Raw genomic sequence first — 18,771 nt, 5'->3', positions numbered from 1 at the left:
AATGCGGAGTTTCGGATTATTGATCCGGTTCAGTAGGGAATGACCCTCGGTCATGGCGTGAACGGAGGTGCCTATGACGCGTCTGACCTTGGACGACGTGTACGAACACATCAGCGGGGTGTGTTTCAAGACCGGCCCACCGGGACAGGTGGGCGCGGAGACCGAGTGGTTCGTCGCCGACCGGCAGGTGCCGGAGCGGCGCGTGACGATCGGCCGGCTGCGTACGGTGATGGAGACGGCGGGCCCACCGCCGGCCGGCAGCCGCATCACCTACGAACCGGGCGGTCAGCTGGAGCTCAGCTCCCTTCCGCAACGGGGCGTGGTGACGGCGCAGGCCGCGCTGGCGGCGGACATCGCCCACGTCGGGCAGCACCTGGCGCGGGACGGCCTGGCTCTGGAAGGCCGCGGCGCCGACCCGCGCAACCTGCGGGATCCCTTCTTCCAGCTGGACGAGGGGCGCTACCGGTGCATGCGGGAGTACTTCGGGGAGGCGGGACTCGCGATGATGTGCGCGACGGCCTCGCTCCAGGTCTGCCTCGACATCGGCGCCGACGACAAGGACGCGACGCGGCGCTGGCGGCTCGCGCATGCCCTGGGGCCGGTGCTGGTGGCGGCGTTCGCCAACTCGCCGTGGAACGGCAGCCGCTCGGTGCGGCAGGTGATCTGGGAGGGGCTCGACCGCGGCCGTACGGCTCCGGTCGTGGGCGATGACCCGGTGGCGGCCTGGGCGAAGTACGCCCTCGACGCGCGGGTCATGCTGCTGCGGCAGGGCTGGGTGCCGAATCCCGGCATGACCTTCCGCGAGTGGCTCGCCGACGGCCGGCCCGACGCCGACGACCTCGCCTACCACCTGACCACGCTGTTCCCGCCGGTACGCCCGCAGGGCTGGCTGGAGTTGCGGATGATCGACGCGCTGCCGGAGCCGTACTGGCCCGTGCCGATCGCCGTGGTCACGGCGCTGATCGAGGATCCGGTGGCCGCCGACATCGCCGCGGAGGCGGCCGAACCCGTGGCGGACCGCTGGTGCGAGGCGGCTCGCGACGCCCTCACCGACCCCGCCCTGGCGCGCGCCGCACGCCGCTGCTTCGAGGCGGCGCTCGACGCGCTGCCCAGGCTCGGCGCCGAGGCGCTCGTCCCTCTCGTCACGGACTACGCGGACCGCTTCGTCGCGCGCGGCCGCTGCCCCGCCGACGAGAGACCCCTCGACGAGGATGCCGGCACGCGGGTGCCCGCCGGCAAGGAGGAATGATGGACGTAAAGGAAAGGATCATCGCGGAGCTCACCGCGGCGCGCGACCGCAGCTTCGGGCTGACCGTGGGAGCACTGGATGATCCCGAGCTGACCTCGCAGGTCTCCCCGCTGATGTCGCCGCTGGTCTGGGACCTGGCGCACATCGGCAACTACGAGGAACAGTGGCTGCTGCGCGCCGCCGCGGGGGCCACCGCCATCCGGGCGGACATCGACGACATCTACGATGCCTTCGAGCATCCGCGCGCCGAACGGCCCTCGCTGCCCCTGCTCACCCCCGCCGAGAGCCGCGCGTACATCACCACCGTGCGCGACCAGGTGATCGACTCTCTGGAGAAGGTGCCGTTCGCCGGCGCCCTCGCCGGGGACGGTTTCGTCTATCACATGGTGATCCAGCACGAGCACCAGCACGACGAGACCATGCTGGCCACCCACCAGCTCCGCAAGGGCGCCCCGGCCCTGCTCGACCCGCCGGGCCCGTCGCCCGCCGCCGGGACCTGCGAGCCGGAGGTGCTGATCCCCGGCGGCCCCTTCCTCATGGGCACCACCGACGACCCCTGGGCCTACGACAACGAACGCCCCGGCCACTGGGTCGAGGTCCCGTCCTTCCACCTCGACACGACGCCGGTCGGCAACGCCGCGTACGCCGCGTTCGTCGAGGCGGGCGGGTACCGCGACCGCCGCTGGTGGCACCCGAAGGGCTGGGAGTGGCGGTCCTCCTCGGGCAAGGAGGCGCCGGGCTTTTGGCACCGCGAGGGCGGCCAGTGGCTGCGGCGCCGCCTCGGGCGGGTCGAACCGGTCCCGATGGACGAGCCGGTGCAGCACGTCAACTGGTACGAGGCGGACGCGTACGCCCGCTGGGCCGGACGGCGGCTGCCGACCGAGGCGGAGTGGGAGAAGGCCGCGAGCTGGGACCCCGTGGCGGAGCGCAAGCGCCGCCTGCCGTGGGGCGACGCCGGCGAGGCCGACGACCACGCCAACCTCGGGCAGCGCCTGCTGCACCCCGCGCCGCTCGGCTCGTACCCGGAGGGCGCCTCGGCCTACGGCGTACGGCAGCTCATCGGCGACGTCTGGGAGTGGACCTCGACCGGTTTCGACGGCTATCCGGGCTTCCGCTCGTTCCCGTACAAGGAGTACTCAGAGGTGTTCTTCGGCGGTGACTACAAGGTGCTGAAGGGCGGGTCGTGGGCGACGCACGCGCTCTCGGGCCGGGCCACCTTCCGCAACTGGGACTACCCGATCCGCCGGCAGATCTTCGCCGGCTTCCGCTGCGCGAGGGACGCCTGATGTGCCGTCACCTGGGTTATCTCGGCGACCCCCGGAGCCTGCACGAACTCCTGTACGCGCCGGAGCATTCGCTGGAGACCCAGGCGTACGCGCCGCGCATGTCGCGCTCCTGCATCCTGAACGCCGACGGCTTCGGCGCGGGCTGGTACGACGAGACCCGCCCCGCGCCGGTGCGCTACCGGCGCTCTCAGCCGATGTGGACCGACCTGTCGTTCGCCGACGTCGCCGACGTGGTCCGTACGCGCTGCACGATCGCGGCGGTCCGGTCGGCGACGGTCGGGTTCCCGATCGACGAGTCGTGCGCCCAGCCCTTCACGGACGGGGACCGGCTGTTCAGCCACAACGGGGTGATCCAGGGGTTCCCCGCGGTGGAGTCCAAGCTGCGTGAGCTGGCCGGGGACCTGGCGATCGTCCCGGACGCGCGTGCGCCCGTCGACTCGGCGTTGCTGTTCGCCCTGGCCGCCGGGGCGTGGCGGGCGGGTGAGTCGCTGGGCGACGGCCTGGCGCACGCGGTGCGTACGGTCACCCCGCTGGCCGGCGGACGCTACAACCTCCTGGCCGGCGACGGTACGCGGCTGGCGGCCACGACCTGGGGCGACACGCTCTTCTACCGCGCGCTGGACGGCGGGATCGTGCTCGCCTCCGAGCCCTACGACGACGAGCCCGGATGGGAGGAGGTGCCCGACCGATCACTCGTGACCGCCGGTCCGGGGGGCGTCGGTGTCAGCCCGCTGCGTCCCTGACCGAATCTCGATGAGGAGATCTTCAGTGCCGATCATCAAGCGCTTTCTCACGCCCGACGACCTCGGCAAGTCGCTCCGCCAGGACGTCGCCGACGGCCTGACCGCGTTCCCGAAGACGCTGCCGCCGAAGTGGTTCTACGACGAGCGCGGAAGCGAGCTCTTCGAGGAGATCACCAGGCTGGAGGAGTACTACCCGACCCGGCGCGAGCGCGCCATCCTCACCGAGCGCGCCACCGAGATCGCCTCGGTGACCGGCGCGCGTACGCTGCTCGAACTCGGCGCGGGATCCGGGGAGAAGACCCGGCTGCTGCTGGACGCGCTGTCCGGGACGCTGGAGACCTACGTCCCGGTCGACGTCAGCGGCGACTTCCTCGCCTCGGCGGCGGACCAGATCGCCGCCGAGTACCCGGGCCTGCGGGTGCAGGCCGTCGTGGCCGACTACGAACGCCACCTCGACCAGCTTCCCGCCGGGCCGCGCCGGCTGATCGCCTTCCTCGGCGGCACGATCGGCAACATGGAACCGGCCGAGCGCGTGTCCTTCCTCGGCGGCCTGCGCGCCTCGATGGGCGAGGACGACGCGCTGCTGATCGGCGCGGACCTGGTCAAGGAGCCGCAGCGGCTCGTACGGGCCTACGACGACGCGCGGGGCGTCACCGCGGAGTTCAACCGCAACGTCCTGCGGGTGATCAACCGCGAGCTGGCCGCCGACTTCGACGTCTCCCGCTTCGAGCACGTCGCGGTCTGGGACCGCGAGCGGGAGCGCATCGAGATGCGGCTGCGCTCGGCCCAGGCCCAGACCGTACGGGTCGGCGCGCTGGACCTCGTCGTGGAGTTCGCGGCGGGGGAGGAGATGAGGACGGAGATCTCGGCCAAGTTCCGCCGGGAGAGCTTCGAGGCCTCCGTCTCGTCGGCCGGACTGGGAATTGACCAGTGGTGGACTGACACGGATCGCGATTTCGTTCTCAGTCTTGTCCGACCCTCTCTATAGGGTTGGGGCGTGACGCAGCGAAAGCGCGCGACGATCCGTGAGGTGGCGAAAGCGACGGGGCTATCGCCGGCCGCCGTTTCGTATGCGCTGCGTGGCATCCAGACGTCGGAGGAAACCCAGGAGCGGGTCCGCAAGGCCGCCGAGGAGCTGGGCTATGAGGCCCACCCGATCGCCCGGGCACTCGCCAGCGGGCGCAGCGGCATGGTGGGCCTGCTCTGCGGTTCCCTCGAAGATCTCTGGCAGCAGTCGCTGGCGGTGGGCATCGGCCGCGCCCTGTTCGCCCGCGACCGCTACGCGATCATCCTGGACGCGGCGAACGACCCCGAGCGCGAGCTGATGCTCGCGCGCCAGCTGCGCGACCAGCGGGTCGACGGGCTGATCGTGCAGCCGGTCGACCCGTCCGCGGAGCTGTGGGCCGAGCTGGGCGAGAGCCTGCCGCTCGTGTCGATCGGCGACTCCCTGCGGGGCGGGCACGCGTACGGGGAGGTCGTCTTCGACAACCGCGCCGGGGTGACGCTCGCCCTGGAGCACCTGTACGCGCTGGGGCACCGGCACATCGCCGTGCTGACCTCGACGGGCTCTCGCACCCCCGACCGCCCGGCGGACGTGTACGTCACCGCGGAGGCCGAGCGGCTCGGGGTCAGGGTGGACGTGGTCACCACGCCCCAGGCCCTGGGCGCGGCGACGGACGTGGCGCTCGACGTGCTGGGCGACTCGCCCCGGCCGACGGCGCTGTTCTGCTTCTCCGACTCGATCGGGTACGGGGTCTACGCGGCGACGCGGGAGCTGGGCCTGGCCGTGCCGGAGGACGTGTCGGTGGCGGGCTTCGACAACCACCCGATGTCGGCGTTGCTGACGCCTCCGCTGACGAGCGTGGACTGGGACATCGAGGGCATCGTGCACTCGGCGGTCCGCGTGATGATCGGCGCCATCGAGGGCAAACCCCGCCGCCGCCGCATCGTCTGCGAGCCGAGCCTCCTGCAACGCGAGTCCACCGGCCGCGCCCGCGCCGTCGACCCCACCGTCAACTAGGGCCTGTCTCGTCGAGGTCCCGCTGTCCGGCCGCGCTACGAACGGGAATCTCGAGACAGGGCCCCCGGCATGGTCTCCAGGGTGCTGATCAGAGTTTCGAGGGTGCTGCTGTAGGCGTGTTCCGGTGGGGTCGCATAACCGATGACGATGCCCAGCGGGGCGTCCGCCGGGCGGTGGTAGAAGTAGGCGATGCCGTCCACCGCGACCCCGTTCCTCCTCAGATGGCCGAGCAGCCGCCTCTCGTCGATCGCGGCGCCCGGGAACTCCAGGACGGCGTGCAGGCCGGCGGCGATGCCCGACAGCCGGCCCGACGGCACGTGGCGGGCGATGGCCTCGCCCAGGCGGTCTCTGCGGCGGCGGTAGCGGATGCGGCAGCGGCGCAGGTGCCGGTCGAGCTCCCCGCTGCGGATGAGCCGGGCGAACACCAGCTGCTCGATGACGTTCACGTACGCCTCGTCCCACCGCATCGACTCCCTCAGCGGCCGGACCAGGTCGGGCGGCACCACGATCCACGCGATGCGCAGGCCCGGGGCGACCGTCTTGCTCGCCGTCCCCGCGTAGATGACGCGGTCCGGGGCCAGGCCCTGCAGGGCGCCCACCGGCTGGCGGTCGTACCGGAACTCCCCGTCGTAGTCGTCCTCCACCACGTACGCGCCGGTGCGCGCGGCCCAGGCCAGCAGCCGGGTGCGCCGTGCCGGGCTCAGCGTGACGCCCAGCGGGTACTGGTGGGCCGGGGTCACGGTCACGACGTCCTCGCCGGTGAGGCGGCCGACCATCATGCCGTCCCGGTCCACCGGGACACGGCTCACCTCCAAGCCCATCTGCCCGGCGAGTGAGCAGTAGGCCGGCTCGGCGGGGTCCTCGAAGGCGATCGAGGCCGCGCCCCGCAGGCTCAGCGCCTGGCAGACGAGCCGCAGCGCGTGGGTGTAGCCCGCGCACACGAACACCCGGTCCGGCGTGGCCACCACGCCGCGTACCCGGCCCAGGTACTCCGCCAGTGCCTCACGGAGCGGCACCGCCCCGGCCGGGTCGCCGTACCCGAAGGCGGTGCCCGGCGTGGTCTGCATCACGTGCCGGGTGGCGGCCAGCCACTCGCGGCGGGGGAAGGCCGACAGGTCGGGCAGTCCCGACCTCAGGTCGGCGCCCTTGACGAAAGGGAGCGTGACCGGAGGGTCCAGGTCGATCGACGCGGGCGGCGGCGCGGCCGGGTGGTCGGCCACCTCGATGCCCGACCGCGGGCGCGACGCGAGGTACCCCTCGGCGACGAGCTGTTCGTAGGCCTGCGTGACGGTGCCACGCGAGACGTTCAGGTCGCGGGCCAGCGTCCGCGACGAGGGCAGCGGCGTCCCGGGCGTGAGCCGTCCGCCGCGTACGGCCTCACGTAGCGCGTACTCCAGCCCGGCCCGCAGCCCGTGCGCCGGGCCGAGCGTCAGGTGCAGGTCCAGGCCCAATCTGGCCCACTGATCCTCCATGCGTCTGGACTATAACCCTGAGCCAGATTGCTCCTAGCTTCGCAGTATGCGACATATCGCCATGGCCGTCGGCCTCACGAAGTACCACCTGGACGAGCGCGCCGACCAGAGGAAACCCGCCCGCCGGAGGAGGCGGTGGTGGTGGCACAGGCCTTAATGGACTCCGTACGGGGCGATGCGGGAGAGGATGTCGGTGGCCGCGCTGATGTCGCCGTCCAGGGCGCGGTCCTCGACGCGGGGGTCCAGGACGTCCGACGCGCGGGCGAACACCTCGCCCAGGCGTCCCGACGGCTCGCGGCCCTGCATCCGCAGTGCACGTACGGCGGCGACGAGTTCGCACGCGAGCACGATCCGGTAGGCCGTGACCGCCTCCGTCGTCGCGCGGGCCGACTGCGTCGAGAAGCCCGCGTGCTCCTCCACCCCGCGCGACAGCACCGCGCTGCCCAGCGCGGACGGCGTCGCCAGGCGGCGGATGTCGGCGATGGCCGAGTGTGCGACGTACTCCAGGATCATGATTCCCGAGCCCGGCTCGCCCGGTGCGGCCTGGAAGGGCAGTAGACCGGTGAAGGTCGGCTCCACCAGCGTGCCGAGGCGGGCGGCCGACAGGGCCGCGGTCTGGAACATCGCGGCGCGTAGCGCGTCGAGGCTCAGCCCGACGTACGCGGTGTGGAAGTTGCCGTTGTGCCAGACCGTACGGTTCGTGACGTCGACGAGAGGGTTCTCCGACGGCGCGTTGATCTCCCGCGTGACGATCGTCTCGGCGTACTCCACGGCGTCCACGGCCGGGCCGTGCACCTGAGGGAAGGCGCGGTAGCCGTACGGGTCCTGGATGCGCGCCTGCTTCAGGTCCTCTTCGTCGAGCAGGCCGCGTACGGCGTCGGCGACGCGGCGGCGGCCCGGGTGCGGGCAGCTCGCGTGCACCGGCGGGGCGTACGGCTCGGCCGAGCCCTGGACGGCCAGCAGTGACAGCCCGGCCACCGGGATCGAGACCCGCAGGAGTTCGGCGACGTCGTGGCAGGCCAGCGCCGACTCGCCCAGTGTGGCGGCGTTGGAGCTGATGAAGGCCAGCGCGTCGGAGGGCCGGAGCGGGAAGCGCGCGCTGGAGACGCCGCCCTGCCACGGGCGTTCGCCGATCAGGCAGAGGGCGGTCGAGGCCAGGGCGGTCAGGTCGCTCGTGCCGATGGCCCCGTACGCCGGGATCGGCGGGATGAGCCAGCGGTTGATCACGTCCGAGAGCGCGCCGAGTACGTCGGGGTCGACGCCGGAGCCGCCCGCGGCGATCTGGTTGAGGCGTACGACCAGCATCGCGCGTACGTTCTCGGCCGACATGAGGGGCCCCGCGCCGCCCGAGTGGCTGCGGAGCAACCGCAGGCCGTGTGTGTCGTCGTCCTCGATCATGACGTTGCGGTTGGCACCGACGCCGGTGGTGCGGCCGTACACCGGCTGGCGCTCCGCGACCTCGCGGACGACCTCCCAGGCCTGCCGCGCACGTTCGACCGCTTGTGGAGTAACGGTAACGAAGGCGCCGTCACGGGCCACTGCGCCTACAACGTCGCAGTTCAACCCGCTACCGTTGACCGCTATGGCCGTTTGGTTCATCGGCGAACCCGTACGGGCAGTACAAAACCCACTATCTTGACCTCTTATCCCGGTTATGCGAGGGCGGACCTACTTGTTGCGTATCCACGACGTCACGAAACGTCACGCCGGCGCGTCCCTCCGGGGAGTGCCGGCGCGGCCGCTCGCGGCGCGGGACGTCCCCTCGTTCCGGACTATAAGGCCCGCCACTCGGCCGGAACCGGCGCGAGGGCCGGGAATTCCCGGCGATCTTCGTCTAGTGTCTCGTATGTCAGACAGAAGTGTGATTAGTCGGGTCCTGTCGCTGACGCCGTTCCAGTGCAATGAGTCGGAGCAACGTCCATTGGGGCAAGCGGTGACGTCGGGGTGGGTCCGCTCGCTTTCAGGCCAGAGGGAGAACCACTCTTGATCAAATTTGACGGCGTCACGAAGCGTTATGCGGACGGCACCGTGGCCGTCGACGATCTGAACCTGGAGATCCCCTCGGGACAGATCACCGTGCTGGTCGGGCCGTCGGGCTGCGGGAAGACCACGTCGCTGCGAATGATCAACCGGATGATCGATCCGACCTCCGGCTCGATCACGATCGACGGCGACGACATCCGCGCCAAGGATCCGGCGGATCTGCGCCGCGGCATCGGCTATGTGATCCAGCACGCGGGACTGTTCCCGCACCGCACCATCATCGACAACATCGCGACCGTGCCTTATCTCCTCGGCTGGGACAAGAAGAAGGCGCGGGCGACCGCGATGGAGCTGATGGAGCGCGTCGGCCTGGACACCAAGATGGCCAAGCGCTATCCGTTCCAGCTCTCCGGCGGCCAGCAGCAGCGCGTCGGCGTCGCCCGCGCGCTCGCCGCGGACCCGCCGGTCATGCTGATGGACGAGCCGTTCAGCGCCGTCGACCCGATCGTGCGCAAGAGCCTGCAGGATGAGTTCCTGCGGCTCCAGTCCGACCTGCAGAAGACGATCGCCTTCGTCACGCACGACATCGACGAGGCGGTCAAGCTCGGGCACCGCATCGCGGTCTTCCAGGTCGGCGGCGTCCTCGCCCAGTACGCCACCCCCGAGGAGTTGCTCGCCCACCCGGCCGAGGGCTTCGTGACGGACTTCCTCGGCGGAGACAAGGGCCTCAAGCGGCTGCGGTTCAACCGCGAGCTCGAGGAGACTCCCGATGAGGTCGAGGCGGCGGAGCGATGAGCGCACTCGCCGACGGCGAGCCGCTGATCCGCTGGAGCTGGATCGGCGACCACACCGACGAACTGACCACCCTGACCCTGCACCACCTGAAGCTCGCGCTGCTGCCGATCCTCTTCGGCCTGATCATCGCGATCCCGCTCGGGATCGTGTGCGTGCGCTGGCGCTGGCTCTATCCGCCCACGCTGGGCGTCGCCAACGTCCTGTACGGCGTGCCATCGCTCGCGTTGTTCATGCTGTTCATCCCCTACTTCGGCATCGGCAGCGGCGGCAAGGCGGACTTCACGATCATCCTGCCGCTCACGCTGTTCTCCCTGTCGGTCCTGGTGCCGAACGTCGTGGACGGGCTGCGGTCGGTCCCCGATCCGGTACGCCAGGCGGCCACCGCGATGGGTTTCGGCACGTTGCGGCGGCTGGTCCAGGTCGAGCTGCCGATCGCGGTCCCGGTCGTCATCGCCGGCGCGCGCGTCGCGACCGTCGCCTCGATCAGCCTCGTCAGCGTCGGCGTGCTGATCGGCAACGGCGGGCTCGGCCAGCTGTTCATCGACGGCTACGCCCGTGACTTCACCACACCGCTCCTCGTCTCCTGCGTGCTGATCATCGTGCTCGCGCTGTTCAGCGACGGCGTTCTCGTGACGGCACAACGGCTGCTCACCCCGTGGGCGCGCACCCGCAGGAGCAACGGATGAACCTCTCGGACCAGATCACCGCCGCCTGGAACTGGCTCACCACGTCCTCGCACTGGAGCGGTAGCGACGGCATCCCGCACCGCCTGCTCGAACATCTCGGCTACAGCGGGCTCGCCCTGGCCATCGCCATGGTGATCGCACTGCCGCTCGGCGCGCTCGTCGGCCACACCGGCCGCGGCGGGTTCGTCGTCGTCAGCCTCGCGAACCTCGCGCGGGCCGTGCCCACCCTGGGCCTGCTCCTGCTCGTCGTGACCATCACCTCGATCGGCCTCACACCGGTCATCGTCCCGCTGATCGCGCTGGCCACCCCGCCGATCCTCGTGAACACCTACGAGGGCATCCGCGGCGTCGACGCCGACATCAAGGACGCCGCCAAGGGGATGGGCATGAAGGGGCTCGGGGTCCTGCTCAAGGCCGAGGTCCCGGTGGCCATGCCCCTCATCCTGCTCGGCCTGCGCACCGCGGCGATCCAGGTCGTCGCGACGGCCACGATCGCGGCGGAGGCGGGCATCGGCGGGCTCGGCCGCTTCATCATCGACGGATTGTCGCGTAAGGACTATCCGTCAGTGGTGGGTGGTTCAGTACTTGTTGTGCTCCTCGCGGTCGTCGTCCAGCTCGCCTTCATCGGCATCCGGAGAGCGTTCGTGTCGCAGGGTCTGCGCGGTTCATCGCGCACTTCGTGAAACAGGGAAGGAAACAAACAATGATCCGGATAGTCCGTGGCGCCGTCCTCGGCGTCGTCGTCGCGCTGGCCGTCAGCGCGTGCGGCGGCAGTGACAAGAAGGACAGCGGCAACCCCCTCGACCAGAAGCCCGCCGGCGGAGGCGGAAGCGTGGTCGTGGGCTCGGCGAACTTCCCCGAGAGCCAGCTGCTCGGCGAGCTGTACGCCCAGGCGCTCGAGGCCAAGGGCGTCAAGGTCACCCGCAAGTTCAACATCGGCAGCCGTGAGGTCTACTACGACCAGGTCAAGTCGGGCGCCATCAGCGTGATGCCGGAGTACAACGGCGCCCTGCTGACCACCTCGGTCGACAAGACCAGCAAGGCGGTCACCACCGCCGACGTCAACGCCGCTCTCAAGGCCAAGCTCCCCGCCACCCTCGCGGTCCTCGACTCCTCCCAGGCCGAGGACAAGGACTCGGTGACGGTCAACCCCCAGACCGCGCAGAAGTACAACCTCAAGACCATCGCGGACCTGAAGTCGGCGGCCGGCCAGGTCACCATCGGCGGCCCGTCGGAGTTCAAGACGCGAGAGCAGGGCCTGGTCGGGCTGGAGAAGACGTACGGGCTGAAGTTCAAGAAGTTCCAGTCCTTCGACGCCAACGCCCAGACCACGCTGGTCAAGCTGCTGAAGAACAACTCGATCCAGGCGGCCGACCTGTTCACCACCGACCCGACGATCTCGGCGAACAAGTTCGTCGTGCTGCAGGACCCGCAGAACGTCTTCAGCGCGCAGAACGTCACCCCGCTGATCTACAAGTCCGGCGTCAACGCCACCGCCCAGGCCGCGCTCAACGCGGTCTCGGCCAAGCTGACCACGACGGACCTGCTCAGCATGATGACCAAGCTCATCACCGACAAGGATGACGCGAGCGAGGTCGCCAAGGGCTGGCTGGGACAGGCCGGCCTCGGCAGCTGACCCGCCCGGTCCCGTCGACGGCCGCCGCCACGCTCCGTGACGGCGGCCGTCGCCTTTTCGCGTACGGCGTGCGTCGACCATTGAACCGGCACGAGTCACGAAATATGCATCGCTAAGCTTCTCGCGGATGAATTTGCGGGCCCTTCTTTCGGGGATTTCCCCGATTCCGGCCGCGGTCTCGGGTGTAACCATGGGTGATGGCCCATTGGTCACGCGGAAGGCGGCCAGTAACGGTGAAAAGCGTCGGCGGGGTCATTCTCGAACATCGCGGACCCCGGGTCGGGTCCCGGATGGTGGTGTCGCGGCCCGCCGCCGGGCTGCGCGCCCACGTCCTGGGTTATGCCGGGCTCCAGGTGGAGGCGGACCGGCCGTTGCGCGGGCGGCTGCTCCCCACGGGCGGCATCACGCTGTACATCGACTTCATCACCTCGGCGCGGCTGGTGGCCTCGGCCCCCGCCCCGGCCGACCGGCCCCTGAAGGTCCTGACGTCTCATGTCACGGGCCTGTGGGACGGTCCCGTGCTGTTCGAGCAGCAGAGCCGCCACTACGGCATGGCCGTCGAGCTCACCCCGCTGGGCGCGCACGCGCTGTTCAAGGTGCCGATGCGCGAGCTGGTCAACATCATCGTCGACCTGGCCGACCTGCTCGGACGCCGGGGCGAGCACCTGGCCGAACGCCTGGGGCAGGCGCCGGACTGGCCCGCGCGGTTCGCGCTCCTCGACCGTCTCCTGTTCGTGTGGCTCTCCGCCGGGCCCGAGCCCGCGCCGGCGGTGGAGCGGGGGTGGCGGTTGCTGCGCGCGGCCTCGGGCTCGGTGAGCGTCGCCAGGCTGGCGGAGGAGGTCGGCGTGACCCGCCGCTACCTGGAGCTGGGGTTCAGCGAGCAGATCGGCCTGCCGCCCAAGAGCATGGCGCGCATCGTACGGTTCCAGCGGGCCGTGCGCCTGCTGACCGATCCGCAGGCGGGGTCCCTGGCGTGGATAGCGGACACCTGCGGCTACGCCGATCAGGCCCATTTCAGCCGGGATTTCAAGGGTTTGGCGGGTTGTACTCCTACCGAATTCCGTGCCGAATATTCAGCCGCAAATACGGCCATAACCCTTTAACGGCCCGCCCGGTCGCGGCGCATCGCCGGCGGTTCGCATTTGTTCAATACCGCTTCACGCGGGTCCTCATAACGTTGCGGTTAATCACCCGGCGAAAGGGATCGAAGATGCGAATCAAAGAGCGGATCATGCGTGGCGCCGTTGTGACCGCGGCCGCGAGCGCCCTGGTCACGGGAGGGTGCGCGGCGAGCTCTCCGACGAGCGCGCTCGCCTCCTCGGAGCGGCAGGCCCACCGGGCCTCCTGGCACGACACCGGCCAGAGCTTCTACTGGTACGCGAGCTGCGAGGCGGCCGGCAAGGCCGGCATGGCCTCCGGCTGGCAGGCCTTCGACTGCAAGGGCAGTTCCGCGCCGTGGTCCTCGTACGAACTGTGGGGCCTTTACTGACGGACGCCCGCCCGAACCTCCCGCCGCGGATGTGCCGACGGCCCGGCCATCCGCGGCGGGCGGCTGTGTGCGTGGCTCTCCAGGCGCTGCGCCTGCGCGCGACCCGGCGGATCAGGAGATGATCAGCAGGTCGCCGACATGCCGGCCCCAGGCCACCGATGAATTCGGCCGGCTCGCCGAGTCGTACACAGCACAACCTACGAAAAGGACGATCCAATGACCGAGCTGAATGCGGACCATGTGCGGCGAGCGATCGTCGAACACACCCGGCGGCTGGCGGAGTCAGCCGCCGCTGCCGGACCTGACGCCGCCGTGCCGACGGCCCGGGACTGGACCATCACCGACCTGGTGAGGCACGTGGGCCAGACCCAGCACTGGGTCGCGGAGATCATCGAGCGGCGCATCACCGACCCCGCACAGCTGCCCGCGGAGATGGCCGTGCTCCCCGCCGACCCCGGCGAGTGGCAGGCGTGGCTGTCGGAGTCCGCGCAGCGGTTCGCGAGCGCGTGCTCCGATGACGCGCTCGACGCGCCGGTGTTCAACGCTGCGGGGGACGAGCGGTCCGGGACGCGATTCTGGATGTCCAGCCTCCTCAACGAGGCGGTCGTCCACGGCTTTGACGCGGCCAACGCGGCGGACCGGCCGATCGACGTCGACGCCGACATCGCAGCCGCGCTCATCGGCAACCACTTCGCGATGCTCACCTCCCCCACGTGGGAGATGCAGCGGCCGGAGTCCGCCCACGCCATCCGGGGCACCGGGCAGACCCTGCAGTGGCTGGCCACCGACACCGCGGACGGCGCGGGCGCCTGGTTCGTCGAACGGCGGCCTGATGGGGCGACGTGGCGGCCCGCGACCCGGCCGGCCGACGTGACGGTGACCGGCCCGGCGGGATCGCTGCTGCTGACCCTGACCCGGCGAGTCCCTCTCACCGACCGCAAGGCCACCGGTATCAGCGTCGACGGCGACACCGACCTCGCCCAGCACTGGCTCGACAACACCGCCCACGTCAGCGGCTGACCGGCACCGATTCTCCGGCCGGTCGACGTGCCGGCCGGCATGGATCACCGCTGGTCCGGCCGTTCCCGCGCGCTGTGCGCCAAATGCCGCAGAGCCTGATCCGTTTCACCGAGAGACGATGTGGGGAACGCGGGACCGGACGCCGGGGGAGGCAGACGCGATGCGGCAGATCGACCCATTGCGTGCCGGCGACCCCGAGCGGATCGGCCCGTACCGTCTCACCGGGCGCCTGGGCGAGGGCGGGCAGGGCGTCGTCTACCGGGCCGCCGGCGGCGACGGTGTGCCGGTGGCGCTCAAGGTGCTCCACCCGCGGCTGATCCGCGGTGCGCAGGCGTACGCCCGGCTGGGCGAGGAGATCACGATGGTCCGCCGGGTGGCGGACTTCTGCACCGCGCGGGTGCACGAGCTCGCCACCGACGGCGCCCGCTCGTACGTCGTGAGCGAGTACGTCGACGGGCCCTCTCTGTGGGAGCTCGTCGAGCGGGACGGGCCGCTGGGCGGCGGGGCGCTGGCCCGGCTCATCGTCGGGACGGCCTCGGCCCTGGCGGCCATCCACCGGGCCGGGGTCCTGCACCGCGACTTCACCCCGCACAACGTGCTGATCGGCCCCGACGGGCCCCGCGTGATCGACTTCGGCATCGCGCGGGCGCTCGACAGCGCCGCGACGGTCACGAGTGGGCTGGTCGGCACGCCGGCGTACGCCGCGCCGGAGCTCCTGCGCGGCGAGCACCACACGCCGGCGGCCGACATCTTCGGCTGGGCGGTCTCCATGACGTTCGCGGCCACCGGCCGCCCGGCGTTCGGCACCGACTCGGTCGCCGCGGTCTTCCACCGCATCCTCCACGACGAACCCGACGTCTCCGCCGTGCCCCCGCCGTACCGCGAGGTGCTCGCCCGCTGCCTGGACAAGGACCCGCGCGGGCGGCCCGCGGCGCGCGACATCCTGCTCCAGCTGCTCGGCTACCAGGACGTCGAGGCCGCCTCGTCCGCGATCGAGCTGCCGGAGGGCATCCGGGGCCCGGACCGCCTGACGATCGACCGGGGCGTCCCGCCGGAGAACCTCACGCGGCCGGACCGGTTCACCCGGCCGGACCGCACGCTCATCACCCGACGGCGCTGGTTCCGCCCGCTGGTCGCGGGCTGCGCCGCCGTCATCGCCGGTGCGGCGGTCCTGACGTACGTCCTGTGGCCCGGCGGATCTCCGGGGCGGGCCGCCACGCCGCCGGTGCCCGCCCCCGCCGTCACGGTCGGCTCGGCCGATTTCGCCGAGAGCGCGCTGCTCGGGGAGGTCTACGCCCAGGCGCTGGAGAGCCGGGGCTACCGCGTCACGCGCAGGTTCGGCCTGGGTGACCGCGAGACCTACTTCGAGCAGGTACGGTCCGGGCAGATCGACGTCATCCCCGAATACCTCGGCGCGCTCGCCGTGTCGCTCGCCCCCTCCAGCGACGCGGCCACGGGGGCGGAGGTGGAGCGAGTGCTCGCCCGGGTGCTGCCGCCGCAGCTGGAGCTGCTCCGGTCGGCGGCGGCCGAGGACAAGGACACCGTCACCGTGACCCGCACGACCGCCGACCGGTACGGCCTGCGCAGCATCGCCGACCTGAAGCCGGTCGCCGGGAAGATGATCCTGGGCGGTTCGCCGGAGTTCGAGGCCCGGCACCTGGGGGTGGTCGGGCTGCGCGGGCCGTACGGGCTGAACTTCCGCGACTTCCAGCCCTTCGCGACCAGCGACCGCGCCACGATGATCGGGCAGCTGAAGGACGGCCGGATCCAGGCGGCCAACCTCTTCTCGACCGAGCCGGCCATCGCCCAGAACGACTTCGTCGTGCTGGCGGACCCGAAGAACCTCTTCAGCGCGCAGAACGTCACGCCGCTCGTCTACCGGTCGTCGCTGAGCGCCACCGGCCGCGCCGCGCTCGACGCCGTCTCGGCCCGGCTGACGACCGCCGATCTGCTGCGCATGAACGTACGGATCGTGGACGGGGTCACTCCGGGGACCGTCGCCGCGGACTGGCTGCGAAGCCACGGCCTCGGCGGCTGAGTCAGCCCTTGACGGTCAGCAGGGGCCGCAGCTCGACCACCGGGTCGGCGACTCCGGCGGCGCGCAGGCTGGAGATCACCGGGCCGATGTCCTTGTAGACCCACGGCGCCTCCTGCTTGAGGTCGCGGCGCCAGGCGGCCAGCACGTCCGCGCGGCGGGCGACGGACGGCGAGCGGTGGTCCAGCGGCGTGACCACGCGGAACTTCCGCAGGAACGCGTCGAGGTCGGCGTCGCCACCACGGGAAGCGGCGCCGCGGGGCACGCGGCGGCCGGCACCGTGGCAGGCGCTCGCCAGCGAGCGCGGGTTGCCGTGGCCGCGCAGGACGTGGCTCGCCGCGCCCATGGAGCCGGGCACGATGACGGGTTCGCCCCACATCGCGTACGGGCCGCCCTCCGTCTCCGCGTACCCGCCCGCCGGGGTCGCGCCCTTGCGGTGCACGACACCGCCCTCGCCGTCGGGCCACAGGAGGTTGTGCGGCGCGTCGTACACGAGATCGGAGGCGAGATCGCCGCACTCGGCGGCCAGCCCGGCGCGCATCATCAGCGACAGGAGGAACCGGTTGCCGACCGCGAAGTTGGCCGCGTTGCCGAACGCGTCGAGGTAACGCCTCCGCGCGGGCGCCGAGCGCTCGTCCAGCAGCATCGGCCCAACGGGATTTCCCGCCCCGGACGAGGCAGTGGCCCCGGCCGGGGGAGCCGGGACCACCGTCGTGAACCAGTCAGTGCCCGGCCACGAGCGCCGGGCGGCGGGCGCTCCGGAGGAGGGAGACGCTCAGCGCGAGGAGCCAGTAGCTGAGGATCGCGCCTATCGAGGCGGTCGTCCCCCAGCCGTTGGCGGCATAGAAGGACGCGGGCTTGTTGCCGAAGAACAGCGACGGAATGAAGGCGAAGTTGATCGCGGCGAGAACGTAGGCCGAACGGCCGGTCCAGCGGGGAAGCGCGTGAGTACGGCCGATCGCGTATCCGACCGCGAAAAGGAAGATTCCCAGCAGCATGCGCCCGATGGAGCCGTACAGAATGTATGTGCCGCTGACCGTGATGGTCGGGTCGATCGGGTGGTCGGCGGCGATCACCGCGCCGGCCTCCAGACCGCTGGAGACCAGCGTGACCACCACGTATGCGAGTCCGGCGGTCGCGGCGATCCCGCCGATCCATTCGTTTCCGGGGCTCACAGTCTTGATCATCTCGCGGAATCCGGTGACGAAGAGAAGGAGGAGACCGAGGGCGAGAATGCCGATCAGGAGCCGGCTCAGGACGTTCCAGTCCGGTGGCGCGCCGTCGTAGACGAAGTAGAGCGGAACCTCGACGATGAATGCGACGGCGGCGGCGAGGCAGGAGAATCCAGTGAACTTCCGGGCGAGTTCTTCGTTCATTTCAGCCGGGGCCCTTTCCGAGGATCACTTGCTGACACGAGTAATCCTGCTGGGGAGGGCCACAGCCTGTCGGTGGGGGTGAACACCCGTTCGGGGTGCACCCGGCACCCCTAGGGGGCCGGGTCCGGGGCGTGGCCGGACAGGCGGCGGGTGAGTTCGGCGGAGGACTCGCGGACGCGGGCCGCTATCTCCGGCCATTCCGCCTCCGGGCGGGCGTCGCGGCGGAACGTCACCGTGATCGCGGCGGCCGGGCGGCCGACGTGGTCGAAGGCGCACGCCGCGATGCTCGCGAAGCCCTCCGTCACGTGGCCGTCCTCGATCGCCCACCCGCGCCGGGCGTCGTCGGCCAGCATCCGGCGCAGCTCGCGGAACGACCGTGGGCCCGCCCCCGTACGGTTGACCAGGTCGCCCGGCGGGATCAGCGCCCGGAGCTGGGCGGGCGGCAGGTGGGTCAGCATCGCCCGGCCGCTGGCGGTGAGGTACGCGGGCATCCGCACGCCGACGTCGGTGACCAGGGTGGCGTGATGCCTGGGCTGGTCCTTCAGCAGGTACAGCGTCTCCGGGCCGTGCAGCACGCCGAGCTGGACGATCTCGCCGACCCGGTCGACCAGGCGTACGAGCAGGGGCCGGGCCAGGCGCTCCAGCGGCTGCTGCCGGAGGTACGCCGAGCCGATCTCGAAGGACGTCACGCCCAGGCCCCACAGCCGATCTTCGGGCAGGTACGTGACGAACCCGTCCTCGGCCATCGCGGTCAGCAGGTGGTAGGTGCTCGACCGCGGCAGGTCGAGCTGGCGGGCGATCGTCGAGGCGGCGACGGGCCGCGCGGAGGACGCCAGCAGCCGGAGCACGGCGAGGACGCGCCGCGCCGCGGGCACCTGTTCTCCGGCCAACCCGGACCACCTCCTGACCGAGTGTCTCGCATGTCAGACACAAGCACGCCACCCGGGGTCCCGTCACCCGCGCCCGTCACGTCAAATGGAG

At 71.1% G+C, this 18,771-nt stretch carries 18 protein-coding genes; 13 read left to right on the top strand and 5 right to left on the bottom strand.

Features of this window, described 5'->3' with window-relative positions:
- Positions 1-73: 73 nt before the first annotated feature.
- From egtA to QWU11_RS30410, 5 genes are read left to right on the top strand one after another with little or no spacing between them, the layout of a single operon-like run.
- Positions 74-1,249 carry an ergothioneine biosynthesis glutamate--cysteine ligase EgtA gene (gene egtA, locus QWU11_RS30430; RefSeq protein ID WP_290117898.1) on the top strand — a complete coding sequence of 392 codons (1,176 nt, stop codon included), beginning with the start codon at positions 74-76 and terminating at the stop codon, positions 1,247-1,249.
- Positions 1,246-2,535, top strand: coding sequence for an ergothioneine biosynthesis protein EgtB (gene egtB, locus QWU11_RS30425; protein WP_290117897.1), 1,290 nt, complete (start codon positions 1,246-1,248; stop codon positions 2,533-2,535). Before egtA ends, egtB begins: the two co-directional genes overlap by 4 nt.
- Positions 2,535-3,278, top strand: a complete 744-nt coding sequence (gene egtC / locus QWU11_RS30420) for an ergothioneine biosynthesis protein EgtC (protein WP_290117896.1) — start codon at positions 2,535-2,537, stop codon at positions 3,276-3,278. Before egtB ends, egtC begins: the two co-directional genes overlap by 1 nt.
- 25 nt (positions 3,279-3,303) lie before the next feature.
- Positions 3,304-4,266 carry an L-histidine N(alpha)-methyltransferase gene (gene egtD, locus QWU11_RS30415; protein WP_290117895.1) on the top strand — a complete coding sequence of 321 codons (963 nt, stop codon included), beginning with the start codon at positions 3,304-3,306 and terminating at the stop codon, positions 4,264-4,266.
- A gap of 9 nt (positions 4,267-4,275) precedes the next feature.
- Positions 4,276-5,298 (top strand): LacI family DNA-binding transcriptional regulator, encoded by a 1,023-nt coding sequence (locus tag QWU11_RS30410; RefSeq protein ID WP_290117894.1) that lies wholly within the window; start codon positions 4,276-4,278, stop codon positions 5,296-5,298.
- A 35-nt stretch (positions 5,299-5,333) separates the two neighbouring features.
- Here the strand turns inward: QWU11_RS30410 and QWU11_RS30405 are convergent, their stop codons facing one another.
- Together QWU11_RS30405 and QWU11_RS30400 are read right to left on the bottom strand one after the other, a co-directional pair.
- Entirely contained in the window at positions 5,334-6,770 is a 1,437-nt protein-coding gene (locus QWU11_RS30405; RefSeq protein WP_290117893.1) for a PLP-dependent aminotransferase family protein, read from the bottom strand.
- Between the two features lie 153 nt (positions 6,771-6,923).
- Entirely contained in the window at positions 6,924-8,369 is a 1,446-nt protein-coding gene (locus tag QWU11_RS30400) for an aromatic amino acid ammonia-lyase (RefSeq protein ID WP_290117892.1), read from the bottom strand.
- 384 nt (positions 8,370-8,753) lie between these two features.
- Between QWU11_RS30400 and QWU11_RS30395 the strand changes: the two genes are divergently transcribed.
- The 8 genes from QWU11_RS30395 to QWU11_RS30360 all read left to right on the top strand — a co-directional run bounded on the left by QWU11_RS30395 (position 8,754) and on the right by QWU11_RS30360 (position 16,417).
- Positions 8,754-9,548: an ATP-binding cassette domain-containing protein gene (locus QWU11_RS30395; protein ID WP_290117891.1), complete on the top strand. Its 795-nt coding sequence runs from the start codon at positions 8,754-8,756 to the stop codon at positions 9,546-9,548.
- Entirely contained in the window at positions 9,545-10,234 is a 690-nt protein-coding gene (locus QWU11_RS30390; protein WP_290117890.1) for an ABC transporter permease, read from the top strand. Before QWU11_RS30395 ends, QWU11_RS30390 begins: the two co-directional genes overlap by 4 nt.
- Complete coding sequence (locus tag QWU11_RS30385) at positions 10,231-10,917, top strand: ABC transporter permease (RefSeq protein ID WP_290117889.1); 687 nt, start codon at positions 10,231-10,233, stop codon at positions 10,915-10,917. Before QWU11_RS30390 ends, QWU11_RS30385 begins: the two co-directional genes overlap by 4 nt.
- 20 nt (positions 10,918-10,937) lie before the next feature.
- The gene (locus QWU11_RS30380; protein ID WP_290117888.1) at positions 10,938-11,870 is read left to right on the top strand and encodes an ABC transporter substrate-binding protein; all 933 of its coding nucleotides are present in this window, start codon (positions 10,938-10,940) and stop codon (positions 11,868-11,870) included.
- Between the two features lie 290 nt (positions 11,871-12,160).
- Positions 12,161-12,973 carry a helix-turn-helix domain-containing protein gene (locus QWU11_RS30375; RefSeq protein WP_290117887.1) on the top strand — a complete coding sequence of 271 codons (813 nt, stop codon included), beginning with the start codon at positions 12,161-12,163 and terminating at the stop codon, positions 12,971-12,973.
- 128 nt (positions 12,974-13,101) lie between these two features.
- Positions 13,102-13,359 carry a hypothetical protein gene (locus tag QWU11_RS30370; RefSeq protein WP_290117886.1) on the top strand — a complete coding sequence of 86 codons (258 nt, stop codon included), beginning with the start codon at positions 13,102-13,104 and terminating at the stop codon, positions 13,357-13,359.
- Between the two features lie 216 nt (positions 13,360-13,575).
- Entirely contained in the window at positions 13,576-14,379 is an 804-nt protein-coding gene (locus tag QWU11_RS30365; protein ID WP_290117885.1) for a maleylpyruvate isomerase family mycothiol-dependent enzyme, read from the top strand.
- A gap of 160 nt (positions 14,380-14,539) precedes the next feature.
- On the top strand, positions 14,540-16,417 hold the full coding sequence (locus QWU11_RS30360; protein ID WP_290117884.1) for a glycine betaine ABC transporter substrate-binding protein: 1,878 nt from the start codon (positions 14,540-14,542) through the stop codon (positions 16,415-16,417).
- A gap of 1 nt (position 16,418) precedes the next feature.
- On the opposite strand, the gene QWU11_RS30355 is transcribed toward QWU11_RS30360, so the two are convergent.
- From QWU11_RS30355 to QWU11_RS30345, 3 genes are all read right to left on the bottom strand, one after another.
- Entirely contained in the window at positions 16,419-17,060 is a 642-nt protein-coding gene (locus QWU11_RS30355; protein WP_290117883.1) for an RtcB family protein, read from the bottom strand.
- 76 nt (positions 17,061-17,136) lie between these two features.
- Positions 17,137-17,790 carry a hypothetical protein gene (locus tag QWU11_RS30350; RefSeq protein WP_290117882.1) on the bottom strand — a complete coding sequence of 218 codons (654 nt, stop codon included), beginning with the start codon at positions 17,788-17,790 and terminating at the stop codon, positions 17,137-17,139.
- Positions 17,791-17,900: 110 nt separating this feature from the next.
- Positions 17,901-18,680 (bottom strand): IclR family transcriptional regulator, encoded by a 780-nt coding sequence (locus QWU11_RS30345; protein WP_290117881.1) that lies wholly within the window; start codon positions 18,678-18,680, stop codon positions 17,901-17,903.
- Positions 18,681-18,771 lie beyond the last annotated feature (91 nt).

Origin of the sequence: Actinomadura sp. DC4, assembly GCF_030406325.1 — a bacterium.
Classification (GTDB): Bacteria; Actinomycetota; Actinomycetes; order Streptosporangiales; family Streptosporangiaceae; genus Actinoallomurus.
This window is presented reverse-complemented; position numbering and strand designations above follow the sequence as displayed.